Genomic DNA, 26954 nt, shown 5'->3' on the forward strand with positions numbered 1-26954 from the left:
GTTTTATATAAGTAATGGATTGATCACATGAAAGCAAAAGTCTTCATAGATGGCGAACATGGCACAACTGGCCTGCAAATCATCACGCGCCTTACACAGCGTAACGATATTGATCTATTGTCAATCGCGCATGAAGACAGACGCAATCCGGATATTCGTAAGGAAAAATTGCGCGAGGCCGATATTGCGATCTTGTGCCTACCCGATGATGCTGCACGTGAGGCCGTTGCACTAGCCTCAGATGCCGGTACCCGGTTCATTGACGCATCAACCGCGCACCGAACACATCCTGATTGGGCATACGGTTTTGGCGAACTAAATGCAGATCAAAAAGGTAATATCAGGAAAGCACAATTCGTATCCAACCCTGGTTGTTACTCGACAGGTGCAATCGCACTAACGGCACCGCTCGTACAAGCTGGTATTTTGCCAGGCGATTATCCGCTGACAGTCAACGCGGTCTCTGGCTATTCGGGCGGGGGTAAGCAAATGATTGCGCAAATGGAAGATACAGACGTAGACGGTGCGATTTCATCGGCACACTTTACCTATGCGCTTACGCTCGCTCATAAACATGTACCAGAGATTGTGACACGCTCGGGCCTTACTCGAACACCAATATTTACACCGAGTGTTGGTCGCTTTGCACAAGGTATGTTAGTGCATGTTCCACTGCATCTTGATCTATTGAGGGATACACCCAGCCTTTCCGATATTCATCGGACACTTACTGCTCATTATAATGGGCAAAAGTTTGTTGGCGTTGCCACGTTAGAGGAAAGCAGCAGCACCGCTCGCCTTGATCCAGAAGGTTTAAATGGCCAGGACAATATGCGTCTATATGTGTTTGGCACAGAAGGTGCGGGAACGGTTAACCTAACAGCGCAACTCGATAATTTGGGCAAAGGTGCATCAGGAGCTGCAGTCCAAAACCTTGATCTCATGATTGAGCAATATCGGAGTTAAAAAACAATCGATTGATAATGCACTCGGGGAGCGATTAGCTCCCCTTTTTTATTTCTACCGGCAGTGCATATTCGCCGACAAAACCGCGCCAGTGAGCAATGGCAAAACCAAGAACAACGAGCGCCATACCTTGGTGGACAAGCGCCCAAGAAACAGGAACCTGCATAACAAGCGTCATGATGCCCACAAGCGCCTGTAATGTAACAAGTACAAACAAGATGACTGAACGGCGTGAATGCGTTGTGTCCCCATCACCCTTAATGCAAGTCACCATGTGAATGAACGCAAGCGCCCAAAGAATATAAGCGCTCATTCGGTGAATAAATTGAACTGTCTTAGGACTTTCAAATGCATTTTTCCAAACTGGCTCGATAGTCCAAAGGTTTTCAGGGATAAATGTGCCATCCATCAAAGGCCATGTATTATAGGCAAGTCCTGCATCAAGACCTGCAACCAAACCACCAAGAAATATTTGCAAAATTACGAACAGTGCCAGCAAAATTGCCATCGGGTGCGCCGATGTTGTTGGCGCGTGATCTGCCGTATGTGGCGATAATCCGCGCATCACCCAAACAATGCCGGCAAAAATAATACAGGCAAGCGTTAGATGCGTTGCTAGCCGATATTGACTAACATCAACCCGATCAACAAGGCCGGACGAGACCATCCACCACCCGATGAAACCTTGCAGTCCTCCTAAAAACAAGAGACCTACCAGTGGCTTACGGATCGGTTTTTCAACCCGCCCAGATAACCAAAAAATGAGAAGCGGGACGCCAAACAATACACCTACACCGCGGGCGAGCAATCTATGTGCCCATTCCCACCAATATATGTATTTAAACTCATCAAGAGACATTCCCTTATTAATCAACTGATATTCAGGAATTTGGCGATAGAGTTCGAGTTCTTCCTCCCACTCCTGAGCGCTAAGTGGTGGAATCACTCCATGAATTGGCTTCCACTGTGTGATTGAAAGGCCAGAGTCCGTTAGGCGGGTTGCACCACCAACAATAACAAGTGCAAAAATAGCCAGTAGAACGACAGCCAGCCAAATTCTGAGCAGACCACGCTGTTTTTGTGCATTATCTCGCTTGGCAAGCAATTCACTGTGTTCTATCGCATTTTCAGTCATTTAGTTTTCCTCGAAGGCATGTCTTGTACCTATCACGTGCATCATTGGCACAACTTTTATAACCAATGCAAGAGACGAAAACTTGCGGCAAGCAGTCGCGGGGGTCTTCACTTACTGGTAAAGTCAAGTTATTGATTGCCAGCAAGTTTAAAGGAAATTAAATGCCAACCCGCGTTAGAAAATTTATCGGTGTATTCTTAATGCTTATTTTGGTGGGGCTTTATGCCATTCTTGCCGTTACAGTGGCCACCTACCAACTCGCTGAATCTGCCTGGTATGTTCACCTTCTCTACTTTTTCTTCACCGGAATATTGTGGGTATTGCCCGCCATGTGGCTTATCAAATGGATGGAAGGGGCACCTAAGCCCAAAAACGCCAAATAGTTCAATTTGTAAATTTGCCGTTTAGATCTCATTATTCATAGCTTCAATCTGTTCTTCCTCATTGCACTAAAATCATTTTTTGTTGACTTTTAGGAGCCATTATCGACCGAAATCACGTATTTAACGGAAATTTTGGTAAAAATGACAAGTCACGCGACAAATTCCTTAGCAACTTCATTGGCAAGCAATGAGCGTATTGAGATAAGCCAATCACCTTATCATCCAAGCAATTTGATGCGTACGAAACTACTAAAGGCTCAAATTTTAAACATTGAGACAACGCAAGATAAGAAGATCAAAATTGTTACAAATATTTATGATCTTGAACATGACTGGCGCTTTATAGAAACCGAGGATCACATTTCCGTGCACCAGAGTTTTAATTGGTGTCGGGCTTGGTGCAACAACCACAAAGTAAAACCAATTTTTGTGACGGTGTCTATTAACTCACGCATCGAATTTATTCTACCACTTGAGGTTCAATCCCAATTCGGTATTAAGCGTGCGCGGCTTATTGGTTCTGATCATAGCAATGTAAATTTTTTGCTCGCATCAAAGGCGTTTCTATATCAGATGAAGCCTGACTTTATTGAAGAGCTTAAGATCGAGTTACGAAAACTATCCCTTCCCTTTGATGCCATTCATCTTGAAAAAATGCGCTTAAGTTTTGTGGGTGTGCCAAACCCGTTTGGCTCTGTTACCAAAGTGCTTAATCAAAATGCATCTTTTCAACTGCCTTTACAAAGCACCGTCGAAAAAACTTTTGCTCAAATAAACGCAAAACGTAAACGCAAAATGGTTCGCAGCACGGCCAAAAAGCTTGGTGCGATTGGCGAGCAGAGTTACATTATTTCCAATAGCATTGCTGAAAATGAGAAAATTATTTCGGCATTTTTCTTACAAAAAGCCAAACGTTTTGAAAATAAGGGCCTGCCAGATGCATTTGGCACACAAGATATTCAGGACTTCTTCGCTGACCTTTGCGCACTCGATCAGGGTGACATTGGAAAGCTGGAACTTCACGCGATTACATTGCAACAAAAAGATCAAGCCTCCGAGGTCGTCGCGATAGCAGCTGTTACAGTAAAAAATGGCCATGCAATTTGCCAATTCAGTTCATTTAACGAGGACATCGCAGCGCAAACACAAACAAGCCCGGGCGAGTTTTTATTCTATCATGTCATCGAAAACATGGTTCAGCGCGGGATGCGTTTGTTCGATTTCGGTATTGGCGATCAGCCTTACAAGCACTCTTGGTGTACAATTCGTACTGAACATTATGATGGATTTATTGCATTAAATACCAGTGGTTATATTGCGGCATGGTTGGAAACACTAAAAATTGCCATTAAACGCAAAATAAAGTCGTCACCACAATTTCTCAAACTGGTGAACAGATTTCGCCGGTAATCATATAATCAAAATATCGAACGCTCAGTGCAATTAAGCGACTGAACTAAAGGCATCATGCGATGTGGATTTGACGGTGTCGCTGCGCGGGTCGATATCCATAACGAGTGCATCATGATACCCCTCATCGGCAAATGCCTCTTTATATTCCATGATTTGTTGATCAGGGAGATCTTTCACAGAAACTACAAATTCTGTTGTAAGATGACTTGCAAGACGTATTACATTTGATACATCTGTCGGTCCGCATTCAACGATTACAGTGTCATAACTATCCAGCAACGCATTAATAATAAGCGGTATCCGTTCAGCAGATTGCATCGCACGCTGCATATTGCCATTCCCACGGGCCATAACATGCACGTCCGACATTGCATCTGCATGAATTGTTTCTGCAATCGTAGTCTCTCCACATAACAGATTTGTTAAACCCTTGATCCGACTAGTGCCGATGGTCGAACTGCTTGGCATACCATCTATGGTTAAATCAACCAAGATTGATCTGCACTGTTCATCGCTTAAATTTCGCGCCAGAAGAACCGAACCCATTGTGGCATTTCCACCCTCAGGTGAAAGGCACATAACCAACCGCGTTGATGCGACCATAAATTCTTGCGAAACATCAAAAATCGAGTGACGAGAACCTACCAAGTTTTCTTCTGTAAACGCTGGATCACCGTCTGGGTATTCAGGAGCCATCTCAGCTCTGGCTGTTAAAAGCCCGAGATCTGCATGATGACCATATTGGCTTTTTGAACCAGCACGTGTTTGGCCAATATTGTGTTGACCATGTCCGGGCGCATATCGAGCTTCGGAAACAGGGCGAAGCGCTCTACCGCTAAACAGTTCGGTCAACATTACCCAAATAGAACCGATAATAAAAGTTGCGACCATCGCTGCGATGATGATCGGTAGTTTCTTTGGAAAAAAGGCCTCAGTCGGCATAATAGCGCGAGAAATTATACGTGCGTCCGGCGGAATAGCACTTACTTGCGAACGCGACGCTGTTTGGCGGAAACGACCAAGATATGTTTCCAGCAATTCACGTTGAGATGCGGCTTCACGCTCAAGCGCACGCAATTGTACTTCTTCGCCGCCAGCTTGAGCAGAATTTGCTTTCAAATTATTGAAATTACCAAGAAGCTCACGTTCGCGCAAACGCGCAACGGACGCTTCATTCTCAAGGCTTGCCAAGACTTTTCTCGCTTCGGTGCGAAGCTGGCGTTGAACGTCTATTAATTGCGACTGTAATGCCTGCATGCGCGGGTGCCCATCCAGAAGTGTTGTTGACAAATCCGCAATATTTCCACGAATATCCGCTTCATTTTCACGCAATCTTTGTACAGTTGCCGAATCTAAAACATTTGCGATGGAGTCAATATTCTCGCCTTTTTCCAAAACCCGACGTACCGTCGTTGCACGCGCTTCCGCGTCGACTTTTTCAGAACGCACACGTGTTAACTCCGCTGAAATGTCAGAAAGTTGCTGACCTTCAAACGTGTCAGTATCCCCTATAGTAAAGAGACCTTTTTCCGCACGATATTCCGCAACGCGCGCCTCGGCAACTTGAACACTTTCTCTCAGACGTTCAATTTCTGGTTCGAGCCAAGCGCTGGCTTGGGTATTATCTTTGAGTTTTTCCCCTGACTGCACACGTAAGAATGCATCAACCATGGCATTTGGTACAGATTCTGCAAGTTCCGGGTTCTCAGATGTAAATTCAACAGCGATGACCCGTGATACACCGACCTGATAAACATCGAGGCGTTCATAAAACTCCTTTAAGACGCGCTCTTCTGCCGGAATAGAATATGGATCAGAGATTAAACCAAGACCAATAAAAATCTTTGCAATGAAAGATGGTGATTTTGGTGCATTGAACTCGTCATAAGACGCAAGGTCTAATTCTCGAGCAACTGAGGTGACCAAATTATTTGATTTTAGAATTTCAACCTGGCTTGTTACGCCGCGTTCATCCAGGGTAACAGAAGGCTGTCCGCCGTTCAGCTGCTGCTGATCTGTAAATACAGGCTCACGATTATCGATCAAAACGCGCGCTTCAGAGCGATATTGCTCATCAACAATATTGACAATCACAAATGCAACAACACCAACAATGAGTGCTGATATTGCAATTTTTGCGATGTTTTTCTTGACCGCAAAAAACAAACTGCCGAGGTCAATATCGACATTTGTATCGTCATTGTGGATTTGCGACATTCTAATACTCCAGGTCGTAATGGAGCTGATTGTAAACACACATGGTAACTCATCAGTTAACATAAGAACCCAATTAGCGGTGAAATTGCGAATAATTCGGTACAATCAGCAAATTAATTGGTGTGCTCTTTACCAAGCATTAACCATAAATCGTCAATAAATTGGTATAAGTTCAAACCTTTTTGGAGCGCACCGCACGTGAAAATCAATCTACCTGCTGCGATTATTTTAGCTGCTGCCAGCATCATTGCCGGTTGCGCGAGCTATCAGCCCGCTCCTCGTGCATTCCATGAAGCAACCATTCAGCCTTACCGGCTTGATGCTGGCGATCGTCTGCGTATCACTGTTTTCGAGCAAGATGGCTTAACCGGCACCTATGGTGTTGATCAGGCTGGTTACATCTCCTTCCCTCTTGTAGGAGCCGTTGCTGCTCGCGGTTATACAGCACAAGAACTTGAAGGCGTTATCGCAGGCGAATTACAAAAAGGTTACTTGCGCGATCCTGATGTCAGCATCGAGATTGACCAATACCGTTCCTTCTTTGTTTTAGGAGAAGTGGGGCAACCTGGCCAATATACTTATGTTCCGGGGATGACGGTACAAAATGCAATTGCCATTGCTGGTGGTTTTTCAACCAGAGCGCAACAAAACAGCACAGATATTACTCGCAAGATAAATGGAAAAATCATGACAGGTCGCGTCTCAATTTCTAGCCCTATTCTCGCGGGCGATACGATCTATATCCGTGAACGCTTATTTTAATAAAGACCATATTGGGGCATACGCTAAATTGAACGAACACTGGATTGCTGAATGATGTCCAATGAAGCATTGTCACAAGAACCTTTGCGGATAATCCACTGTTTCAGATCTCCCGTCGGTGGTATTTTTAGACACGTACGTGACCTTGTGAACACTCATCACGCGCAGGGACATAAAATCGGCATCCTATGCGATAGTAGCACAGGCGGTGAATTTGAAGAAAAATTGTTTGAAAGCATTATCGATAAGTTAGAGCTTGGTCTTATACGAATGCCAATCAGGCGCGCAATTACGCCAGGCGATTTAATTGCAATACACAAAGTTTATAAACAAATCAAAAGTTTGCAGCCAGATATACTACACGGTCATGGTGCCAAAGGTGGCGCGTATGTTCGAGTAATTGGCTCATTTATGCGGGGATCCAGGTCTCGCGTTACCCGCACCTATTCGCCCCATGGCGGCTCGCTGCACTATGATAGCAGCAATATCAAAGGGAAAGCTATTTTTGCCCTAGAACGCCTTCTCGCACGCATGACGGATGCAATAATTTTTGTCAGCGATCACGAACGGCTTGCATATATAGATAAAGTAGGTCTCCCAATATCCAATTCGCATTTGGTCTATAATGGACTGAATGAGGAGGAATTTCAGCCGATTGCCACGAATGAAAATGCAAGTGATTTCTTATATATTGGTATGATGCGAGACCTCAAAGGCCCTGACGTTTTTATTGATGCTTTTCGTAAAGCAGAGCAACATGTTGGTCGTCCTTTGCACGCCACTATGGTTGGGGATGGCCCTAACAAACAAGCCTATCAGGAAAAAATTGCGCAGATGGGTTTGAGCAAGCGCATAGTTTTGCATCCAGCTATGAATGCACGCGAAGCATTTGCACTCGCTCAAAGCGTGGTTATCCCATCTCGAGCGGAGGCAATGCCGTATATCGTATTAGAAACCGTTGCCGCGAACAAACCTATTATCTCGACAAATGTCGGTGGTATACCTGAGATACTGGGAGCTGATAGCGATGTCATGGTGCCGCCTGGTAATGTCGAAAAACTCGCAGAAAAAATGACACAGTCAATCCAGGATAAGAGCTGGCTCGCATCTGCTCAACCTGATCGAAATACATTTAAGAAGCGCTTCTCGGTGCAAGCCATGGCGGAAGATGTTTTGGAGATTTATCACAGCTCCTCCAACAAGGTTTCCGAAGACAGAACCTGAGCTCGACTAGGCTAAAACAGCTTCAACAATTCTCAAAAATTTTGATCTCTTGTAATAAAACGTTATCCGTCAAGTTTTTATTAGTTGATTTGCCTTATTCTCATACGCACAACAGCTAATTAAAGCACTGTTTTGCGGATAATTCGATGATTAAGATACAAAAAGATAAAATGGTCGATGCTTCGATAGCGCCATCAGAAACTGTGGCGCATGGTCTGGAAGAAGATAATTTAAACCGTCTTGCGCAACAAATTGCTCAGCAACTCGCTGATGAAAATCATTCACCAGCGCTTATATTAGGCGCCTACCGTCTATTTGAATGTGCATGTATTTTCGCAATTGGAATACTCGCTTATTTCTATCATGATTATCCAGATAACAGATTACCTGTTCATGCATTTATTATCTTTGGAACATCATGCCTAACACTCACATCACTGCAAGCAAGTAGTCTATACACAACGCAAAGCCTTAAAACAGGCATGCGAACTTTGCCACAGGTATTGGCAATCCTATCTACAATTTTTGTTGTCATGGCCGTTGCTGGCTATTTTATTGATTTTCATGACTACTTCTCAAAAAAGTGGTTCGCTGATTGGTTCATGGGAACTGCAACCGTTTTAACAGTTGCACGACTGACATTTGCATTTTCCATTAGCCGTTGGAAACGAAATGGTTTCATGGAGCGCCGTGCTGTCATCGTAGGTGGCGGCGCAAAAACCAAACAGCTTATTCGTGATATCGAGGCAGAACAAGGCAATGACATACGCATTTGTGGTATCTTTGATGATCGGGGCGATGATCGCGCCGCACCTGTTATTGCTGGTTATCCAAAATTAGGTAATGTTAAAGATGTGGTCGCATTTGCACGACGCACACGAATAGATTTAATAATCATAACGCTACCACTGAGTGCGGAAAGTCGCTGGACAGGTATGCTCAAACACTTGTGGGTTTTACCAGTAGACATTCGCCTAGCAGCACATGCCAATTCAATGAAATTCCGCCCACGCTTTTGCAGCTATATGGACAACAGCAAAATCCCTATGCTGGATTTATTTGATAAGCCGATTTCCGATTGGGATTCTGTCAGCAAACGTGGTTTTGATATTGTATTTTCGCTCCTTGCACTGGCACTTCTTTGGCCTATCATGCTGGGTACAGCGATTGCCATTAAACTAACTTCAAAAGGTCCGATAATCTTCAAACAAATGCGCCACGGTATTAATAATGAAGAGATACCGGTCTATAAATTTCGCTCAATGTACACGGATATGTCCGATGAGAAAGCTGCAAAACTCGTCACAAAAAATGATCCACGCGTGACGCCTGTTGGACGCTTTATCCGCAAAACTTCGATTGATGAATTACCGCAATTATTCAATGTCTTATTGGGCAGTGTTTCACTCGTTGGCCCACGCCCACATGCGGTAATTGCACAAGCTCAGAACAAATATTTTGCTGATGTTGTGGATGGGTACTTTGCCCGCCACCGCGTCAAACCCGGCATTACCGGCTGGGCGCAGATCAATGGTTTGCGCGGAGAAATCACATCCGATGCAAAAATTAAAGAGCGAACGGAATATGACCTCTATTACATTGAAAACTGGTCATTGGCTTTCGACTTGAAAATCCTTCTCAAGACACCGTTTAGCCTATTTAATACGGAAAATGCCTATTGAGTGATGTTCCTTATCAGTATCAGGGTCAACCATTAACCTTTAGCAGCTCGCGACAAGCGGATGCCGGTTCTCGCCTTTTAGGAACCTGGATGCTGGCTTTTGGTGTTTTTACGTCCGGCTTTGTTATTCAGGAGCCGGCACCATATGAGCTGATGATGGCAGGGCTTGTCGGCATCTGGTTTTTATGTGGATTAAAAATTTCGCGAACCGTTGCGCCGGTCCTAGCATTGTTCACACTATTTAACATTGGTGGTCTACTATCGATGTTCACCATGGATACCTATGGCGGCATTCCTCTTTATTTGGCGGTTAGCTACTTCTTGGCGCTAACAACGGTGTTCTTCGCCGCTATTATTGAGGCTGATCATCGCAGACTTAAAATCATATTCAGAGCCTATGCAGTTGCAGCTGTTGTCACGGCGATGCTGGGCATTTTAGGTTATTTTAATCTTATTCCTGGTGGTGAATACTTCACTCTCTATAATCGCGCTCGTGGCGCCTTTGCTGATCCAAATGTGTTTGGACCTTTCTTGGTGCTGCCTGCCCTTTATCTGCTCCATGGCTTGATAGTGGGCAAAATCAAGGACGTGCCATTGCGCACCATTGGTTTTTTTATCATTACCTTCGGTGTTTTCCTATCATTCTCGCGCGCAGCATGGGGGCTATACGCAATCTCGGGTGTGCTGCTTATCATATTATTGCTTGCACGCCAGCGCACAAGCAAGTTCCAGCTCCGCATTATTATGCTTTCCGCAGCTGGCTTTATTGCGTTGATCGTCGCGCTCGTCATTGCATTGCAAATTGATCAGATCGCTGAACTTTTTTCTGATCGAGCGCAGCTTGTGCAAGAATATGACGGTGCCAGATATGGTCGTTTTGCGCGGCACGCTATTGGCTTTGGTATGGCGCTTGAAAATCCACTCGGCATTGGTCCTCTAGAGTTTGGCCTGATATATGGTGAAGATACGCATAATATCTACCTTAAATCTCTCATGGCTTATGGTTGGCTTGGCTTTACAACCTATCTCATTCTCAGTGGCATGACATTTTACTTCGGGTTTAAATATATGCTTCGAGATCGCCCCTGGCAGGTTTACTTCATGCTGGCAATGATCTTGCTTTTTGGTCATGCGCTTGTTGGCATGGTAATTGATACAGATCACTGGCGCCATTTCTATTTGATCTTAGGTATCGCGTGGGGCTGTATTGCGCTCGAACACCGATATGGTATAAATTACAACTAGCTCGGAACATGTTGAAATAATCATATATCGATCTCCGATCATTGTATATCTGTCACATTATTGATCTATGCCTTGTCATTACAATTGCAATCGGACGAATCCTATGACCATTCCTACCCCCTGGCCCGAAGCCGTAATTTTCGACATGGATGGCTTGATGCTCGACACAGAAACTATCTCGATGAACTCCATGCATCGCACATTACGTTTGCATAAGATTGATTTCGAAGATCAGTGGTTGTTTGATATAATCGGCATGAACAGCAAGGGCGCAAAGAACTACTTCAATGAAAAGCTCGGGTATCCCCTGCCAGAAGAGGTGGATACGACCTTCATGAAAACCTATGAAGACCATGTAACAACAAATGGTATTGAGCTTAAGACCGGTCTCGTAGAACTGCTTAAATTTCTGGATGATGCTGGTATTCGACGCGGCGTTGCGACCTCAACACGCTCTCGAATGGCCCATAAAAAGCTTGGTATGACGGGGATTAAGCACTGGTTTGAGACAATCGTTTGTGGCGACGAGGTCGCAAATGGTAAGCCTGCGCCGGACATCTATCTTAAAGCCGCTGAAAACCTTGGCATAGACCCTACAAACTGTCTGGCATTGGAAGACAGCGATAATGGCGCTAAGGCTGCCCATGCTGCTTCAATTGATGTCATCGTTGTGCCAGATCTGAAACAACCAAAAGATCATACCCGCGATATTGCCCACCGGGTTGTGACAAGTCTTCATGATGTTAAGTTGCATCTACAGATGCGTTAATCCCATCTCACCTCAAATCTGATTTTCGATGTTGTGAGTTTCTCTTTCACCCTCAAGCATTTTCCACACATGAAGAATATCTGATCTGCTAATCTACACATGATCAATTGGTACTACTCAGCGCAATGCATGCACACTAGATTTACGAAAATGTGAGGTATAAAGTGTGCAATTCCAAAGGCTCAGCAACAGCGACAGTTAGAATTAACAATGATCGCGTTCGTGTGACCGAATGGCGCTTCAATAAACGAGGTGCCAATACGGGATGGCATCGTCATGCCTATGATTATGTTGTCATCCCGCTTTTTGATGGGGTCTTGGAAATTGACCTTGGAGATGGTGAACGCATCACTGCACAAATGGAAAACGGAGTTCCATATTATCGTGAAATTGGTGTCGAGCATGATGTCATCAACGGGAATGACTTTGAATGCGCTTTTGTTGAAGTGGAACTGCTGCAAGAACGGACATAATAACCAACAAGAATAAGAAACACTCTACTGTACCATACGACTCTTTTGCACAGCCAGATGCCCTGATTAGCGCTTCCGAATTTCTCGCATTTCCTCCATAAGGATTTCAGTACGCGGGCCGGTTACCTCACGAACGCGATCGATATAGGTTTGGTTTTCCATGGTTGGAATATCCGGATCATAAGCATCTGCAACATCCAGCATTCCCTGCCGATCCATTTCATTAAACGCCTGCAACATATCTTGAGCATTTTCCGAGCTTACACCCAATGCTTCAAAGGCAGATTTCCCCATGCGTAGCGATGCGTCATAAGTCTCGCGAATTATATCGCGACACCCTGCAAACCAAAGATCATAAACATGATTCCGATCTATAGCCCGTGCCAAAACATGAACATGGGGATGGGTGTTGGTTATATAGCGCACCATCTCGGTGATCTTTTCTTTATCATCAATCGCGATAACCAGTAATTTTGCCTCATCAATGCCGGCTGCATGTAGCATATCGGGGCGAGTAGCATCACCATAATATGTTTTAATGCCAAAGACCTTAAGCATATCAATTTGCTTTGCGCTAAAATCGATCACCGTTGTTTCCTCGCCAGCAGCGCGTAACATACGACCCACAAGTCCGCCCACACGACCACAACCGGCTATAATAATATGATTTTTCTCATCAATTGTATCGTGCTCACGATCTAAGCTCTGCACATAACGTGGTGAAATGACTTTATCATAAAGAATGAAAAGTAGTGGTGTAAGAAGCATGGAAAGCGCAACAACCAACAGCAATTGATCAGCGATGGCTTTTGGAATAACGGCACTTGCTACTGTGAAAGACAGGAGAACGAAACCAAATTCACCAGCCTGAGCAAGCCCCAGCCCAAAGAGCCACTTATCTGCACCTTGTAGTTTAAAAATATATGCCAGCACCAAAAGCACGATGACTTTTAACGCAATCAAGCCAAGAGTGAGTGCGATGATCATTGTGAGGTTTTCTGACAAGAGTGCAAAGTTAATCCCTGCCCCAACAGTCATAAAAAACAAGCCCAAAAGCAGACCTTTGAACGGATCAATGTCGGATTCAAGTTCATGGCGATATTCACTATTGGCAAGCACAACGCCTGCTAGGAACGTGCCTAAAGCGGGTGACAGGCCAACAAGTGACATCAAAAGCGCAATACCAACAACCATCATCAATGCTGTCGCAACAAAAAGTTCGCGAAGTTTTGCATGTGCTACGAAACGAAAAATCGGACGTGTTAGAAAACTACCACCCAAAATCACAGCAAGTATTGCCCCCAACGTCACGAGCGTTGTTTGCCAACCATTGAGACCATCAACAAGGCTCATTGAACTACCGTGACCCTCATCAGCTCCATGGTCAGCGGCACCCTCTACACCGTGCGTTGCGGTATCCGCAGCCATATTCAACGCGTCCATTAACTCAGGCAAAGCCAAAAGCGGGATGAATGCAAGCATAGGGATAACGGCAATATCCTGAAACAACAGTACCGAGAAACTTGACTGCCCTCCATCGCTTTTCATCAGACCTTTCTCATTCAGCGTTTGCAATACGATAGCCGTTGAGGACAGCGCCAAGACCATGCCAATTGCCAATGCAACAGTCCAAGACTGGCCAAGCAGCATTGCAATTCCCATGACGGACAATGTAGTGAGAGCCACCTGTCCTCCACCAAGGCCAAGCAATTTTCCGCGCATTTCCCACAGTAATTTTGGCTCTAATTCAAGCCCAACGAGAAATAGCATCATCACAACACCAAACTCGGCAAAATGTTGAATGGAAATCACATCTACATGCAAAAATGCCAATACAGGACTAATCAAAATACCAGCAATCAAAAAACCGAGAACCGACCCCAACCCGAGCCGAGACGCTATCGGCACAGAAATCACACCAGCGATAAGAAAGATAAAGGCAAGAAGAAGGAAATCAGTCATGAAGGCTGGCCTATGGTAAATTTGTTTCTATATTCAAACAAATAGCAAGCTCTGGCCATCTGCGCAAACCCTGGCTGTTGAAACAATCAAAGATAACAATAAGCTGAGTGTATAATGGATGTAAAAGCAATCATAAAATTGATAATATTCATGTGGATCGATAGCTTGGAAATCGTAGAAGATGTATCTTCATGAACAAAACCCCAGAGACAAATCTCCGGGGTTCCAACCGTTTTCATTTATCCTATCAATTACATCTTTGCTGGCGTCGCAACGCGAATGCGGTGGCCATCTGCATCTACTGCCACAAAGGTTCGGCCAAATGGCATGTCCATTGGTGCTTGAAGAATTGTTACACCATGAGCCAGCCACTCTTTATGGGTGTTTTCCAATGTTGCGTCATCATCGACATTTAGTGAAATTTCGCTCGAGCCACCTTTTTCTGAACCGTCATTCAAAGTCGGCGGTACAACTGTTGTCAGCTCCCAGAGACCCAGCATGACATTTTCTATAAGAGGCAACATTGCAAACCCTTCCGACTGATCTACAATTGGTTTGCCAAGCAACTTGGCATAAAATTCGGCGCTTTTAATCGGGTCTTTCACGTATAAAACTACAAAGTTGAATTCTGGCATTCTTCTATCTCCATTTAGTATCAAATTAAATTCTGGAGATGATTTACCGCTATGTACTGTCAATTTATGTCAGCATTAGACAAAACATGATAACTATTCTTCTAACCCTTCCTGCACGCGCCATTGTTTCACCAAAACAGGCTTGCGCGGGTAATATCGTTTGCCCGTATCCTCAAGTGAACTGACCCTATCAGTGCGAAAATGCCGGTAAGCCTTGCGCGCCTCGCACCAAGCGACAATAACGCGCGAATGCTCGAAATAAGTTAGCATAATGGGCCAAATGACACGCGATGATACATTGTCATAAGCATCGGTATAGTTGATCTGCATGATGTGCTCATTACGAATAGCTTTGCGGATAACTTCCATATGCTCAGAATTTTCAACCCGCATCGCATCGGCAAAACTAGGACCAATAACCAAATCATTCGTTTCAGCGCGTTCTTTCAGATCATCAGGCAGAACTGCTGTTACTTTAGCCAACGCATTGCGCGCCGCTTTTGCAAGCGGCATATCCGCTCGATCGGACACCCATCGGGAGCCGAGAACCAGGGCTGAAATTTCATCTTCTGAAAACATGAGGGGTGGCAACATAAAACCTGGTGCCAATATATAGCCTATGCCCGCCTCCCCCTCAATATTAGCTCCATGGGAACGAAGCGTGGCAATATCGCGGTAAAGCGTACGTAAGGAGATATTCATCTCTTCAGCAAGCGTTGATCCGCTCACCGGGAGGCGATGCTGGCGCAAAACCTGCAAAAGATCCAATAATCGTTGTGATCGCGACATGGCAGCTACTCAAAGTAAAATCTACCAGACCTTACCATAACCAGCCCAAATTATTCCAGCGCCTATCATTCAGCTTAAACTAAACTTTCGTAATTCCGTATGGAATCTTGAGCCAAATCCGCTCATGGAAAAAATAGAGAAATAACTTGGTGATCACTTCAAAACCACCAATTGAGATAGCTGTAAGAATATTTCCGGTAAAGAACCAAGCCAGTAACATTGTATCAAGCGATGCTAGTATGCGCCACGTTGCGGTTTTAACCGTAGATCTGGCAAAGCTCTCCGGTTTGGCACCGGCGGCAACTGATAAGCCCCAATTTACGCGCGTCCAGAGTTGCTCATGCACCGTGTAAATCACCAGTTTGGTAAACACTTCTGCAACAGCAATGTAGCCCGCAGTTTGTGCAATGTTTCCACCATCTTCACTGAAGTTAAGTCCAAATAATGGGCCTAAAAATGCTATGATGACAAAGGATAGTAAAAATGTGTCCAGCGTGCCAACCACGCGCCAAGATACAGCCTTTATCATAGAACGCCTTACACTTTCACGTCCTCCTCCAGAGCCAGTTCCAGATGCAGAAGATGTGTCAGCGTCATTTATAACTTCGGACATTTGTATCTTTCGTTAGTTTGCAGAAGCAGCAGTTTGCATACTCGTGGTTTTACCACGCGTTAAATGCAATGGCACATTCTTATTCTCTTTATCTAATGCTAAGATGTCCAGTGGATAATTAACCGGTATTTCATGCTCCAAAATTGCGCCGATTATTTGTTCACTACTCCAATCAGCAAGAGGATTAAAAATAAACTGTTCATTTTTGTGATCCCACTTCACAAACTCAGCACCATCATCTAGATGACCGGAATAAGCAATAACAGCGTCAAAAGCTGGTAATACACCGTCCAAATTCGGTGGTGTCTTTATCTTCACTCCATAACGATCGAGTGTAACATCCATCAGAGATTCTTGCTCCTGAGTTACATTACCTTCCAAACCGAAAGCAATCTCCGCAATTTTTTCGCGCTTGGTCAGAACCCAGGTCAAAAGCTGATCTGGAACCTGCAAACCCGAAACAAGTATGACACGGTTAAACCGTTCTTTTATATAAATAATTCTATCTTCAAACTCCAAATTCTGAAGTGTTTTTGAAAAAACTTTAGCACTTTGGTGACCGTTCATTTTAGTCTCCTTAATTTAATTTACCCTATAATTGTTAAATATTGAGACTTTTAAAAGAAACAATTTTCTAAGTTATATCGATTGTTTAGATAATATGTTCCGCTCGATATGGAGGCGAAAGAAACAGGGCGAAAAATTTCATTTGACATATAGTTCGACATCAAACTATATAGTTTAACATCGAACTAATGGAGATGAATATGAAACGACGTAAATTTTTAGCAATTGCAGGTGGCGGCATTATTTTAGCTGCTGGCGCAAGCATCGGAACAATTGCAAGCAGGTTTCCGCACAAAGCTCTGGAACCATGGTCAAAAGCTGGATCGGGTTACACAGAACCAAGAATGCGTGCATTATCCTATGCAATTTTGGCACCGAACCCACATAACCAACAGCCATGGATGGTTGACTTGAGCAAGGCTGATCAGATTACGCTTAAAATTGATACAGATCGCCTTCTACCTCATACCGATCCATATAGTCGGCAAATCACGATCGGTCAGGGATGCTTTTTGGAAATTTTACGCATGGCAGCAGCCGAAGATGGATACAGAGTAGATTTCAATCTCTTTCCTGAAGGATCGGATAATACCAATCTTGATGATAGACCAGTTGCGATTATAAGCTTTACCAAGGACCCATCCGTCTCGCCAGATCCATTATTTGCCCACGTATTTGACCGACGTTCAACGAAAGACCCTTTTGACACCACAAAAGAAGTTGCCACCTCTGCGCTTGAACGTATTGCCAGCTCTGTCCAAAACAATTCACAAATCAGCACAAATAACGAACCTTCACACGTGCAAAAACTGCGTGAATTTTCGCACGCAGCAATGGCAGTAGAGATCGATACACCACGCACATATAAAGAGAGTGTAGATCTGTTCCGAATAGGCAAGGCAGAAATTGAAGCAAATCCAGATGGAATTGATTTTTCCGGACCATTTTTTGAACTTGCCCACACCACCGGGTTCATGACGAGAGAAGGTGTTTTAGACAGAACTTCGACACAATTTGCTGAAGGGCTCAAAGCAGTCTATTCAACGACCGACACCGCCATGGCGCACTTATGGCAAATCACACAAGGCAACACGCGCGAAGATCAGATCAATGCTGGTCGGGACTGGGTGCGCCTAAATCTTGCTGTTACGGCTGAGGGGCTTGCCATCCAGCCATTGAGCCAAGCATTGCAAGAATACCCGGAAATGGAAGCCCATTATAAGCAAGTTCATAAAGATCTTGCCCCGAACGGTGGCACTATACAAATGCTCGCAAGATTGGGCTATGCTAAACGAGTCGAGCAAAGCCCGCGTTGGCCATTGGAGGCAAAAATCATTGAGGCTTAAATTTGGACGAGAAAAATAAACTTATCTTTCAGTTTTTCACAGAAGTTGGAATCATAAATCAGCTTGCAACGGCCATTTTTCAAAAAAAAATGCCGGAAGGTCTGCATGTTTCACACTTCTCCGTGCTCAATCACCTCGTCCGCGTCCACGACGGGGTGACGCCACTTAGAATTGCCAATGCTTTTCAAGTGACAAAAGGTACCATGACAAACACACTTTTGGTTCTCTCCAAACGTAACTATATTCGTATTGAACCGCATGAAACTGACGGCCGTAGCAAAGTTGTTTTCATTACTGATGAAGGTCGCGCATTCCAGCAGAAAGCAATTTCAAAACTGTTTCCCGCAATCGCAGAATTTGATAGTAAACTTGACTGGGAACGGGTCATTGAGATTGTACCGGAACTTGAAAGAATCCGAAAAGTGCTGGATGACAATCGAGATATTTAGAAAGCCAATAACAGACAGGTTAATTCACCTTATTAATGGTCGGGACGGCAGGATTTGAACCTGCGACCCCTAAGCCCCCAGCTTAGTGCGCTACCAGACTGCGCTACGCCCCGACTGGTTAGAACCCGTAATTTATAAGGCTTTTGAGTGCAAGTTATTTCTGAGAAAACCAACAAAAATGGGAAAATGATTGTCGTAAATATCAAGCCTAAAGCAACTCCGGTGCTATAGGCTATTGTAACTCAGCTTGCATTTCACCCGTGGCTTGGTTGAGCGTAAACCTCACAGTTCGATCAACAAAACTACTTGCATCCGTTGAAGGGGTCTGAACATCCATTGTAAAAATCAAACCAACCGCCGGATCATAATCTGCATTCAGCGAAGCAAAATCCAACCCGGAAAAGCCCAAACCGGCTGACATACTTACGGTTTTGCATTGTCGCGAACCTACCTCATCATAAGGTGGGGACAGTACCAGCACATGAAACGCCGCTAAAGCTGGTTCAATTGTATCCAGAACAGCAACCCGCACATCGCCATTGGCAAATGTGCGTGTATTCTGCTCCCAAGGCTCGACCAGGCTAGCTGCACTGGAAACCCAATCACAAGGTTCTATGCTTTGTGATTTTGCGTAATTCATAGAAGCGGCCAGCATAGTTGCTACTAGTATCGACGTTTTCATAAGCGCCTCCGGAAATATTTCAGATACATTGTTTGATATGTCGCTATATCAGGCGGTGATTAATTCCAGTCTTTCCAAAATACTATTGCATCACCTGAGAAAAAGTTCATTCAACGTATGTGCTAACGGGTTTGATCCAGCAATCTCTTACATTCCAGCAGATCATAAAGAGCTTCTTGCAACAACGCCCTGTCCTCTTCATGCAATGCAGCGTTTTTTCCGTCAGTTTGCCGAACAACAGCGACGTCACCATTATCTGCATTTTTACGCGGGAAAAAACGGCGAGACACAGGCAGCTTCGCCTGCCCTAGAACTTTACCAACCTCTTCCGCTCCTGCAAGCGCCAGAGCTGGTTGGGATTCTTGTTCTTTAGCTGCAAGAATAGCTTCAACAGTCTGGGTATCACCAGCACCAATGGCTATGACATATTTGTTACCATTTTGTTTTAAGAGCTTTTGAACGCCCTTAATTGTGTAACCCTGATCATACAGAAGGTGTCTAATCCCCTGCAATAGATCAAAATCATCGGGTCGATAATAACGCCGCCCACCGGCTCGCTTCATAGGCTTGATTTGCGAAAAACGCGTTTCCCAGAAACGTAATACGTGCTGAGGCAGATTTAATTCCTCTGCCACTTCCGAAATGGTGCGGAAGGCATCTGGACTTTTATCCAACACAAACTCTCCCAAGTTTTGAGACACCGATCATCAACAGCAACTTATTGATTGCTTCAGATAGTGTGATTGTACCCCCGTACTCAAAATCACGAATCTTATTTTTTTAACCGTAATTTTGCTGACGGTAACTTAATGACAAGCTTCCGTCCAGATCTCTTTGCCAGATGAAACTGACCTAAGCCTTACGTTTTTGATGCGCTTTAAGAACGCGCTGTTTCAAAACATTCGAAGCCTTAAATGAAACAACTTTTCTGGGTGTAATTGGAACTTCCTCACCCGTTTTCGGATTACGACCTATGCGTTCAGTTTTATCCCGAGCCTGAAAAGTCGCAAACGAAGACATCTTCACGGTTTCGCCACGAGTAATAGAATCGCATATCTCATCTATAATCATTTCAACGAGATCTGATGATTCTGTCCTCGATAGCCCAACACGGCGAAAAACTGCTTCTCCAAGATCTGCACGCGTTACCGTTTTACCGCCCATATTTCCGCCATCCATGTCTAAAAGTAATCTAATATCGTAGAATTTAGGTCTTTTTACCTATAAACGTCAAGTATTTGTACCACTTTATCACTTTTGGTATAAATCTTCTCAATTTTGAATATTATTAGAAGAATATATCAATACTATGATTTTTTAATGGCAAGTTTGTTATTTTTTACCATCGCAAAAATACAGATCCCCAAGTAAATCCTCCGCCCATAGCTTCAAGCAATATCATTTGCCCTTTTTCAAGGCGCCCTGATTCTGCTGCTTGTGACAATGCTATCGGAATTGAGCCAGCAGATGTGTTGCCGGTTTGATCAACATTGATGACTACTTTTTCAGGTGGAATATTTAATTTCTTTGCAGATGCATCGATAATTCGTTTGTTTGCCTGATGCGGAATGAACCAGTCAACGTCTTCAGCCGTCATCGATGTTGCTTCAAAAGCATCTTCAATCACATCCGTAATCATTCCAACCGCGTGCTTAAAAACATCACGACCTTGCATCCGAAGATGCCCAACAGTTTGCGTGCTCGACGGGCCACCATCAACATAAAGCTTTTCCTTGTGGCTCCCGTCAGAACGCAAGTGGGTTGTTAAAATGCCGCGATCAGCTGTCGTGCCATCTCCTTGGTGCGCACTTAACACAACTGCGCCAGAGCCATCTCCAAACAATACACAAGTTGTGCGATCTTCCCAATCCATCAAGCGGGACATTGTTTCCGCACCAATAACCAAAATATTCTTGGCCATACCGCTTTTGATATAGGTATCTGCCGTTGTGAGCGCGAAAATAAATCCTGAACAGACAGCCTGAACATCAAATGCAGCACCATGGGTCATACCCAACCGGTTTTGAATATCTACCGCAGTTGCTGGAAATGTATTATCAGGTGTCGTGGTAGCAACGATAATAAAATCCAGATCGTCTGATGTAATTCCAGCTCGATCCAATGCTTTTCTTCCTGCTTCTTCACCCAAGCTTGCTGTGGTTTCGCCCTCACCTGCTACGTAACGCTGTTTGATACCTGTACGCTGGATGATCCAAGCATCATTTGTATCAATTGTTTCTTCAAGCTCTTTATTCGTGACAATTCTTTTCGGAAACGCGTGACCAAAACCTGAGATAACGGAACGGATCATTATTTATGCCTCTTTCTCATCAGCTTCGAGTTCAATCGAGGCTGCGCCTGGTCCACGTGAATAATATTGTTCTAAATCTTGTTCAATTTTTTCTTTAAGGCCATTTCTGGCCATATCAAAACCCATCTCAACCGCGGCAGCAAAGCCCTTGTCGCTTGCCCCGCCGTGGCTTTTCACTACGACACCATTAAACCCTAAAAAAACGCCACCATTTACGCGGCTGGGGTCCATTTTTTGGCGAAGTCGCACAAATGCTTGGCGCGCGAATAGATAACCGATCTTTGCCATAATCGTTGTCGACATTGCAGCACGGAGATATTCTGCTATCTGGCGGGCTGTTCCTTCGGCCGTTTTAAGTGCGATGTTGCCAGAAAAACCATCCGTGACCACGACATCTACCGTGCCACGACCTAAATCATCACCCTCTACAAAACCAGCATATTCAAGGCCTGAAAAATCCGACTCACGAAGCAAAAGTCCTGCTTCTTTAATCTCTTCCTGGCCTTTAATTTCCTCAACGCCGATATTTAGCAAACCCACGGTTGGTTTTTCCACGCCAAACAATGCGCGCGCCATCGCGGCGCCCATGAGTGAAAAATCCAGCAGCTGCTGAACATCCGCATCCAAGTTTGCACCAACATCCAAAACAATGCTTTCACCCCGAAGTGTGGGCCAAATTGCAGCTATTGCTGGGCGCTCAATGCTAGCCATTGTGCGCAGACAAAACTTAGACATTGCCATTAATGCGCCTGTATTACCTGCCGAGATACAAACGTCTGCCTGACCCAGTTTTACGCACTCAATGGCCTGCCACATGGTGGAGCGTTTGCGCCCCTTACGAAGTGCCTGACTCGGCTTATCATCCATTTTCACAGCCATCTCGCAATTATGAAATTCCGAGACCGCTTTAACGTCTGGATATGCGTCAATTATTGGCAGGCATTCATCTTCAAGGCCGAATAAAACAAACCGAATAGAAGGGTGACGTTTGAGTGCAATAGCCAGTCCGGGCACAATGACACTAGGTCCATGATCACCACCCATAAGATCCACCGAAATTGTGGTCAATTGATTGCCCTTTACACTTAATCCGTCAAACTAAGCAGTTTTTACCGATTTTCCCATCACACACAACATGAAAGTATAATATATCGGCTATTTTGCTATTAAATTACTCTAATTCACTCTTTATCGCGGCCAATGCTGCAAAAGGTGATGGTGGCGCATCATCCTCAATGCTTCCGCTTTGAAATTTCTGGTCAATTTCTGCTTCCGGGTCACGGGGATATGGATCAATTGCCATCGCCGCAAATTCGCTTACGACTGCAGCAACATCAATTGTATTTCCACTAAACGTATCAGGAATATCTGGCCCATCGACGTCAATGATCAACTCTCCGTTTTGTATGTTATCCTGACGCGCAAGCTTTGACGTTTCGGGCACATAGAACGCAACAAAATCATCATTAATTTCGGTGTTGATTGGCTTTAAAGAGACCACACAGTCCTGAATAAGCTTACCTTCAAAATGACCTGATACGCGTACTCCATCTCGCTTCCAACGGCTCAGCTTTACATCGGCCTTGAGTGACGTTACGCCGATGACTTTCCAAAACTTTGCCAAGCCTTCAAGCTCTTTTCCATCCGCCTCAATAGTAATGGAAATCGGATTTGAGGATACATGTCCTACTTTAACTGGAAAGGTGAACGGCTGTTCCGCATCTGAAATATTTTCTAAGTTCAAAATTCTTGCCTTTTAAGGTTAGGTCACAGTATCGACATTGGGAACAGGGAACGAAAGTTTGGCTTTGATAATATCATCGGTGCCTGCATTTTTCAGCTCCTTATCAACTGACAGGACATGTCTGGCAAGATATTGCATGTCGGGCGTTTCATCAGCTTCATCCGAATGGATGTTTCTTGAAAATGCTTCGGCCAGTTCTTTCAGATTATCATTATCGAGTGCCTTGCCATAATTTTCGGCTCGACCATAAAACATTCGGCCTAGTTTTTTCATCCGTTTGGGAACGCCTGCATCACCGATGCCAAGTTCGCGAATAGAATGATCGATATCTTTAAAAAATTCCTCAACAACTTCCTGTGCGAGTTGCTTGACGCCCTCTGCCTCCTTATTGGAACCAACATTGTTTGTTGCCCGTAAATATAGTGTCATGAAGATAGATACCATGTTGAAACGGCCCATAACGGTGTCGGGTACATCAAACTCCTGATAGAATACTGGATTCCGAGCACTTTGTGTAATTGCCTCATATTGCGCATTGACCAAAGTCGCATTCGCTTTTTTTCGCCTAAAAAGATCAAGGATCATCAAATCGCCTTTTTACACAGGTGTAAGATAATCCACCTTGTACCAAATGAGAATCTTGTTCCACGATATCAATCTTAGAATCTAGATCCGATTTCAACTACATAGGTATAATTGGCAAAAAATGCCATAAAATTATCGCAACGTCCCGACAAAGCCTAAGGGAAATGTTGCATCTGTAGGAAAGCTAGTTTACCTGAATAGGTAAGCTGAGTTCGCTTAATTGTTTTGAGGAGGCGTTGTTGTTTCATCGTTTGGGAAATATGGGCCATCTAAAAGCCCTGTCACGTAAGAGTTCAATTATTCTTATAGCCGCTATGACTGGCTTATCAGCCTGTAACAGTGCGCAAGTGCTTAATCAAGGATATGTACTGGATCAAGATGCAGTTGATGCGACACCTGTTGGCTCTAGTCGCGAACAAGTTCTTCTATCTTTGGGCACGCCATCGACGACGCAAAATTTTGATGCAGCTGAAACTTTCTATTATGTTTCTCAAAAACGCAAACGCGGGTTTGCTTTCCAGAAACTTCGTATTGTTGATCAGTCCATTCTTGCAGTTTATTTTGATGAAAATGCAACCGTTAGCAATATTGCGAACTACACATTACAAGACGGCAAAGTCTTTGACATGATTTCGCGCACCACACCAACATCTGGTAAAGAGCGCGGCTTCCTTGCTGGTCTACTTGCTGGCTTCAGTGATGGTTCAACAAATCCTGGCGGGCTTCCAGGAGGGCTCTAGTCTGTTTGGGATGAGAGCAAAGATAGACTTTCATAAATAACACTGATCATAAAAAAACCCTCAGTTTTCACTGAGGGGTTTTATTTTTGTTTACAGGCGCTTTAATGAGCCAAAATAGCAAGCAATAGCAATGCCATAATATTTGTGATCTTAATCGCCGGATTTACCGCAGGACCAGCAGTATCCTTGTAGGGATCACCAACCGTATCACCTGTCACAGATGCCTTATGTGCATCGCCACCTTTTTCGTGCAGCACGCCATCTTTATCCGTGAAGCCATCTTCGAATGACTTTTTGGCATTATCCCATGCGCCACCACCCGATGTCATAGAAATCGCAACAAATAAACCATTAACAATCACACCAAGAAGTGATGCGCCGAGGGCAGCAAAGGCAGATGCTTTTGAGCCAGAGATAAGCAAGACGCCAAAATAGACAAATAATGGCGCAAGCACTGGAAGTAGTGATGGTACGATCATTTCCTTAATCGCAGCTCTCGTCAGCATATCAACTGCACGACCATAATCAGGCTTTTCTGTTCCGGCCATAATGCCAGGTTTAGCTTTAAATTGGGCACGAACCTCGACCACAACAGCGCCTGCAGCACGGCCAACAGATGTCATTGCAATACCACCGAAGAGGTATGGAATAAGACCACCGAAGATCAGGCCAGCAACCACATATGGGTTGGATAGATCAAATGAGATCTCACCAACATCTGCAAAATAAGGGAACTCGGCTGAATTTGCGACAAAGAAGTCAAGGTCATTTGAATATGCGGCAAAGAGCACAAGTGCACCCAAACCAGCAGAACCAATAGCATAACCTTTCGTCACAGCCTTTGTTGTATTCCCAACAGCATCGAGCGCATCTGTTGCTTGTCGAACTTCCTTGGGAAGACCCGACATTTCAGCAATACCGCCAGCATTATCAGTCACGGGACCAAATGCATCCAGTGCAACGATCATTCCAGCAATACCGAGCATCGCTGTTACCGCAATACCGGTGCCATACAGACCACCAAATTGATATGTTGAAATGATACCACCCACAATAACAATTGCTGGAAGAGCAGTTGATTCAAGCGATATGGCGATACCTTGGATCACATTTGTGCCATGCCCTGTCACAGATGCCTGCGAGATTGAATTCACCGGACGTTTATCTGAAGCGGTATAATATTCAGTAATCACAACGATGAAACCGGTCACAATCAGACCGATAATACCACAAATGAACAGGTTCTGTCCGGTAATGGTTTTGCCAGCAACTTCGCCAATCTCACCCCAACCGATGGTTAAAGACGTTGCACCGCCCAATGTTACTATGGACAAGATGCCTGTTACAATCAGGCCCTTATAAAGCGCGCCCATGATAGAACCATTCTGGCCAAGCTTCACAAAGAAAGTACCGACGATAGATGTAATGATTGAACCACCACAAATTGCAAGCGGATATAGCATTACAGAATCAAGAATATCCGAACCTGCAAAGAAAATTGCAGACAACACCATGGTCGCCACAACGGTCACAGCATAAGTTTCAAACAAGTCGGCTGCCATGCCTGCACAATCGCCAACATTATCACCCACATTATCAGCAATAGTTGCAGGATTACGTGGATCGTCTTCTGGAATACCTGCCTCCACTTTACCCACAAGATCGCCACCAACGTCAGCACCTTTTGTAAAGATACCACCGCCAAGACGCGCGAAAATAGAGATCAACGAGGCGCCAAAACCAAGAGCAACGAGTGCGTCAATAACGTCGCGACTTGCCGTACCAAGGCCCATGGGTCCGATAAGTACCCAATAGTAAACAGCAACACCAAGCAGGGCAAGACCAGCAACAAGCATGCCGGTGATCGCACCAGATTTAAATGCCACATCAAGACCGGCTGCCAAACTATTGGATGAAGCTTGCGCAGTACGGACATTGGCCCGAACAGAGACATGCATACCGATAAAGCCAGCGACGCCGGACAAAACAGCCCCAATTAAGAAGCCAATAGCCGCGACCCACGTCAGCAAAACACCGACGAGAACGAATACTACAGCGCCCACAATGGCGATTGTTGTATATTGACGGTTTAGATATGCGGACGCACCTTCGCGGATATAACCAGCGATTTCCCGCATACGTTCATTGCCCTGATCTGCGGCAAGCACAGATTGGGTTGCCCAGAAAGCATAAGCAACTGCAAGCAAGCCACATATTATAACGATTAACAAGATATCCATATTTGGTATCCCCTCCTCCATGT

The 26954-nt window shown here is 44.6% G+C and carries 27 protein-coding genes and 1 tRNA gene; 12 read left to right on the forward strand and 16 right to left on the reverse strand.

Annotated features, from left to right (window positions below):
* Positions 1-27: 27 nt before the first annotated feature.
* Positions 28-966, forward strand: coding sequence for an N-acetyl-gamma-glutamyl-phosphate reductase (argC, locus tag AB2J24_RS07175; RefSeq protein ID WP_367384973.1), 939 nt, complete (start codon positions 28-30; stop codon positions 964-966).
* Positions 967-1000: 34 nt separating this feature from the next.
* Here argC and AB2J24_RS07180 read toward each other — a convergent pair whose 3' ends face one another.
* Entirely contained in the window at positions 1001-2101 is a 1101-nt protein-coding gene (locus AB2J24_RS07180) for a COX15/CtaA family protein (RefSeq protein WP_162651657.1), read from the reverse strand.
* A gap of 161 nt (positions 2102-2262) precedes the next feature.
* On the opposite strand from AB2J24_RS07180, the gene AB2J24_RS07185 reads away from it, so the two are divergent.
* Entirely contained in the window at positions 2263-2484 is a 222-nt protein-coding gene (locus tag AB2J24_RS07185; protein WP_162651658.1) for a DUF2842 domain-containing protein, read from the forward strand.
* A 234-nt stretch (positions 2485-2718) separates the two neighbouring features.
* Positions 2719-3894 carry a GNAT family N-acetyltransferase gene (locus AB2J24_RS07190; protein ID WP_367384974.1) on the forward strand — a complete coding sequence of 392 codons (1176 nt, stop codon included), beginning with the start codon at positions 2719-2721 and terminating at the stop codon, positions 3892-3894.
* Between the two features lie 33 nt (positions 3895-3927).
* Here the strand turns inward: AB2J24_RS07190 and AB2J24_RS07195 are convergent, their stop codons facing one another.
* Complete coding sequence (locus AB2J24_RS07195) at positions 3928-6114, reverse strand: GumC family protein (protein WP_367384975.1); 2187 nt, start codon at positions 6112-6114, stop codon at positions 3928-3930.
* A gap of 198 nt (positions 6115-6312) precedes the next feature.
* Here AB2J24_RS07195 and AB2J24_RS07200 point away from each other — a divergent pair, with 198 nt between their 5' ends.
* The 6 genes from AB2J24_RS07200 to AB2J24_RS07225 all read left to right on the forward strand — a co-directional run bounded on the left by AB2J24_RS07200 (position 6313) and on the right by AB2J24_RS07225 (position 12268).
* Complete coding sequence (locus tag AB2J24_RS07200) at positions 6313-6876, forward strand: polysaccharide biosynthesis/export family protein (protein WP_367384976.1); 564 nt, start codon at positions 6313-6315, stop codon at positions 6874-6876.
* 51 nt (positions 6877-6927) lie between these two features.
* Entirely contained in the window at positions 6928-8100 is a 1173-nt protein-coding gene (locus AB2J24_RS07205) for a glycosyltransferase family 4 protein (RefSeq protein WP_367384977.1), read from the forward strand.
* A 146-nt stretch (positions 8101-8246) separates the two neighbouring features.
* Positions 8247-9782: an undecaprenyl-phosphate glucose phosphotransferase gene (locus tag AB2J24_RS07210; protein ID WP_367384978.1), complete on the forward strand. Its 1536-nt coding sequence runs from the start codon at positions 8247-8249 to the stop codon at positions 9780-9782.
* Entirely contained in the window at positions 9779-11026 is a 1248-nt protein-coding gene (locus AB2J24_RS07215; protein WP_420883632.1) for an O-antigen ligase family protein, read from the forward strand. The genes AB2J24_RS07210 and AB2J24_RS07215 overlap by 4 nt, the downstream gene beginning before the upstream one ends.
* Positions 11027-11129: 103 nt before the next feature.
* The gene (locus tag AB2J24_RS07220) at positions 11130-11795 is read left to right on the forward strand and encodes an HAD family hydrolase (protein ID WP_367384979.1); all 666 of its coding nucleotides are present in this window, start codon (positions 11130-11132) and stop codon (positions 11793-11795) included.
* Between the two features lie 164 nt (positions 11796-11959).
* Complete coding sequence (locus AB2J24_RS07225) at positions 11960-12268, forward strand: cupin domain-containing protein (RefSeq protein WP_367384980.1); 309 nt, start codon at positions 11960-11962, stop codon at positions 12266-12268.
* Between the two features lie 66 nt (positions 12269-12334).
* Here the strand turns inward: AB2J24_RS07225 and AB2J24_RS07230 are convergent, their stop codons facing one another.
* The 5 genes from AB2J24_RS07230 to AB2J24_RS07250 form a co-directional block, all read right to left on the reverse strand.
* Positions 12335-14230: a cation:proton antiporter gene (locus tag AB2J24_RS07230; protein ID WP_367384981.1), complete on the reverse strand. Its 1896-nt coding sequence runs from the start codon at positions 14228-14230 to the stop codon at positions 12335-12337.
* Positions 14231-14481: 251 nt separating this feature from the next.
* Positions 14482-14865 (reverse strand): VOC family protein, encoded by a 384-nt coding sequence (locus AB2J24_RS07235; RefSeq protein ID WP_367384982.1) that lies wholly within the window; start codon positions 14863-14865, stop codon positions 14482-14484.
* Positions 14866-14958: 93 nt separating this feature from the next.
* The gene (locus tag AB2J24_RS07240; RefSeq protein WP_367384983.1) at positions 14959-15654 is read right to left on the reverse strand and encodes a helix-turn-helix transcriptional regulator; all 696 of its coding nucleotides are present in this window, start codon (positions 15652-15654) and stop codon (positions 14959-14961) included.
* Positions 15655-15733: 79 nt separating this feature from the next.
* Entirely contained in the window at positions 15734-16267 is a 534-nt protein-coding gene (locus AB2J24_RS07245) for a DUF2061 domain-containing protein (protein ID WP_244627817.1), read from the reverse strand.
* Between the two features lie 12 nt (positions 16268-16279).
* The gene (locus AB2J24_RS07250; protein ID WP_367384984.1) at positions 16280-16834 is read right to left on the reverse strand and encodes a hypothetical protein; all 555 of its coding nucleotides are present in this window, start codon (positions 16832-16834) and stop codon (positions 16280-16282) included.
* Positions 16835-17034: 200 nt separating this feature from the next.
* On the opposite strand from AB2J24_RS07250, the gene AB2J24_RS07255 reads away from it, so the two are divergent.
* Both AB2J24_RS07255 and AB2J24_RS07260 read left to right on the forward strand, forming a co-directional pair.
* Positions 17035-18180, forward strand: a complete 1146-nt coding sequence (locus AB2J24_RS07255) for an Acg family FMN-binding oxidoreductase (protein WP_367384985.1) — start codon at positions 17035-17037, stop codon at positions 18178-18180.
* A gap of 2 nt (positions 18181-18182) precedes the next feature.
* A complete protein-coding gene (locus tag AB2J24_RS07260) occupies positions 18183-18629 on the forward strand; it encodes a MarR family winged helix-turn-helix transcriptional regulator (protein WP_367384986.1) in 447 nt (148 codons plus the stop codon).
* 36 nt (positions 18630-18665) lie between these two features.
* On the opposite strand, the gene AB2J24_RS07265 is transcribed toward AB2J24_RS07260, so the two are convergent.
* The 8 genes from AB2J24_RS07265 to AB2J24_RS07300 form a co-directional block, all read right to left on the reverse strand.
* A tRNA-Pro gene (locus tag AB2J24_RS07265) sits at positions 18666-18742 on the reverse strand.
* A gap of 119 nt (positions 18743-18861) precedes the next feature.
* Positions 18862-19311: a hypothetical protein gene (locus AB2J24_RS07270; protein WP_367384987.1), complete on the reverse strand. Its 450-nt coding sequence runs from the start codon at positions 19309-19311 to the stop codon at positions 18862-18864.
* Positions 19312-19433: 122 nt separating this feature from the next.
* The gene (locus AB2J24_RS07275) at positions 19434-19988 is read right to left on the reverse strand and encodes a MerR family transcriptional regulator (RefSeq protein WP_420883633.1); all 555 of its coding nucleotides are present in this window, start codon (positions 19986-19988) and stop codon (positions 19434-19436) included.
* 175 nt (positions 19989-20163) lie between these two features.
* Positions 20164-20475, reverse strand: a complete 312-nt coding sequence (locus AB2J24_RS07280; RefSeq protein WP_162651673.1) for an integration host factor subunit alpha — start codon at positions 20473-20475, stop codon at positions 20164-20166.
* Positions 20476-20650: 175 nt separating this feature from the next.
* On the reverse strand, positions 20651-21622 hold the full coding sequence (locus tag AB2J24_RS07285; protein WP_367384988.1) for a beta-ketoacyl-ACP synthase III: 972 nt from the start codon (positions 21620-21622) through the stop codon (positions 20651-20653).
* 3 nt (positions 21623-21625) lie between these two features.
* Complete coding sequence (plsX, locus tag AB2J24_RS07290) at positions 21626-22690, reverse strand: phosphate acyltransferase PlsX (RefSeq protein ID WP_174244203.1); 1065 nt, start codon at positions 22688-22690, stop codon at positions 21626-21628.
* Positions 22691-22793: 103 nt separating this feature from the next.
* On the reverse strand, positions 22794-23366 hold the full coding sequence (locus tag AB2J24_RS07295) for a YceD family protein (RefSeq protein ID WP_162651674.1): 573 nt from the start codon (positions 23364-23366) through the stop codon (positions 22794-22796).
* A gap of 18 nt (positions 23367-23384) precedes the next feature.
* On the reverse strand, positions 23385-23951 hold the full coding sequence (locus AB2J24_RS07300) for a ubiquinol-cytochrome C chaperone family protein (protein WP_162651675.1): 567 nt from the start codon (positions 23949-23951) through the stop codon (positions 23385-23387).
* A 260-nt stretch (positions 23952-24211) separates the two neighbouring features.
* Here AB2J24_RS07300 and AB2J24_RS07305 point away from each other — a divergent pair, with 260 nt between their 5' ends.
* Entirely contained in the window at positions 24212-24691 is a 480-nt protein-coding gene (locus tag AB2J24_RS07305; protein WP_367385171.1) for an outer membrane protein assembly factor BamE, read from the forward strand.
* 101 nt (positions 24692-24792) lie between these two features.
* On the opposite strand, the gene AB2J24_RS07310 is transcribed toward AB2J24_RS07305, so the two are convergent.
* The gene (locus AB2J24_RS07310; RefSeq protein ID WP_367384989.1) at positions 24793-26931 is read right to left on the reverse strand and encodes a sodium-translocating pyrophosphatase; all 2139 of its coding nucleotides are present in this window, start codon (positions 26929-26931) and stop codon (positions 24793-24795) included.
* Between the last annotated feature and the right edge of the window lie 23 nt (positions 26932-26954).

Origin of the sequence: Lentilitoribacter sp. EG35, from assembly GCF_040784015.1 — a bacterium.
Lineage (GTDB): Bacteria > Pseudomonadota > Alphaproteobacteria > Rhizobiales > Rhizobiaceae > Lentilitoribacter.

What these genes read in the sequence shown, in the direction of transcription:
- argC (WP_367384973.1), top strand. Translation starts at nt 28, where the DNA reads ATGAAAGCAAAAGTCTTCATAGATGGCGAACATGGCACAACTGGCCTG.
- AB2J24_RS07180 (WP_162651657.1), bottom strand. Translation starts at nt 2,101, where the DNA reads ATGACTGAAAATGCGATAGAACACAGTGAATTGCTTGCCAAGCGAGAT.
- AB2J24_RS07185 (WP_162651658.1), top strand. Translation starts at nt 2,263, where the DNA reads ATGCCAACCCGCGTTAGAAAATTTATCGGTGTATTCTTAATGCTTATT.
- AB2J24_RS07190 (WP_367384974.1), top strand. Translation starts at nt 2,719, where the DNA reads ATGCGTACGAAACTACTAAAGGCTCAAATTTTAAACATTGAGACAACG.
- AB2J24_RS07195 (WP_367384975.1), bottom strand. Translation starts at nt 6,114, where the DNA reads ATGTCGCAAATCCACAATGACGATACAAATGTCGATATTGACCTCGGC.
- AB2J24_RS07205 (WP_367384977.1), top strand. Translation starts at nt 6,928, where the DNA reads ATGATGTCCAATGAAGCATTGTCACAAGAACCTTTGCGGATAATCCAC.
- AB2J24_RS07210 (WP_367384978.1), top strand. Translation starts at nt 8,247, where the DNA reads ATGATTAAGATACAAAAAGATAAAATGGTCGATGCTTCGATAGCGCCA.
- AB2J24_RS07220 (WP_367384979.1), top strand. Translation starts at nt 11,130, where the DNA reads ATGACCATTCCTACCCCCTGGCCCGAAGCCGTAATTTTCGACATGGAT.
- AB2J24_RS07230 (WP_367384981.1), bottom strand. Translation starts at nt 14,230, where the DNA reads ATGACTGATTTCCTTCTTCTTGCCTTTATCTTTCTTATCGCTGGTGTG.
- AB2J24_RS07235 (WP_367384982.1), bottom strand. Translation starts at nt 14,865, where the DNA reads ATGCCAGAATTCAACTTTGTAGTTTTATACGTGAAAGACCCGATTAAA.
- AB2J24_RS07240 (WP_367384983.1), bottom strand. Translation starts at nt 15,654, where the DNA reads ATGTCGCGATCACAACGATTATTGGATCTTTTGCAGGTTTTGCGCCAG.
- AB2J24_RS07245 (WP_244627817.1), bottom strand. Translation starts at nt 16,267, where the DNA reads ATGTCCGAAGTTATAAATGACGCTGACACATCTTCTGCATCTGGAACT.
- AB2J24_RS07250 (WP_367384984.1), bottom strand. Translation starts at nt 16,834, where the DNA reads ATGAACGGTCACCAAAGTGCTAAAGTTTTTTCAAAAACACTTCAGAAT.
- AB2J24_RS07255 (WP_367384985.1), top strand. Translation starts at nt 17,035, where the DNA reads ATGAAACGACGTAAATTTTTAGCAATTGCAGGTGGCGGCATTATTTTA.
- AB2J24_RS07270 (WP_367384987.1), bottom strand. Translation starts at nt 19,311, where the DNA reads ATGAAAACGTCGATACTAGTAGCAACTATGCTGGCCGCTTCTATGAAT.
- AB2J24_RS07280 (WP_162651673.1), bottom strand. Translation starts at nt 20,475, where the DNA reads ATGGGCGGTAAAACGGTAACGCGTGCAGATCTTGGAGAAGCAGTTTTT.
- AB2J24_RS07285 (WP_367384988.1), bottom strand. Translation starts at nt 21,622, where the DNA reads ATGATCCGTTCCGTTATCTCAGGTTTTGGTCACGCGTTTCCGAAAAGA.
- AB2J24_RS07300 (WP_162651675.1), bottom strand. Translation starts at nt 23,951, where the DNA reads ATGATCCTTGATCTTTTTAGGCGAAAAAAAGCGAATGCGACTTTGGTC.
- AB2J24_RS07305 (WP_367385171.1), top strand. Translation starts at nt 24,212, where the DNA reads ATGGGCCATCTAAAAGCCCTGTCACGTAAGAGTTCAATTATTCTTATA.
- AB2J24_RS07310 (WP_367384989.1), bottom strand. Translation starts at nt 26,931, where the DNA reads ATGGATATCTTGTTAATCGTTATAATATGTGGCTTGCTTGCAGTTGCT.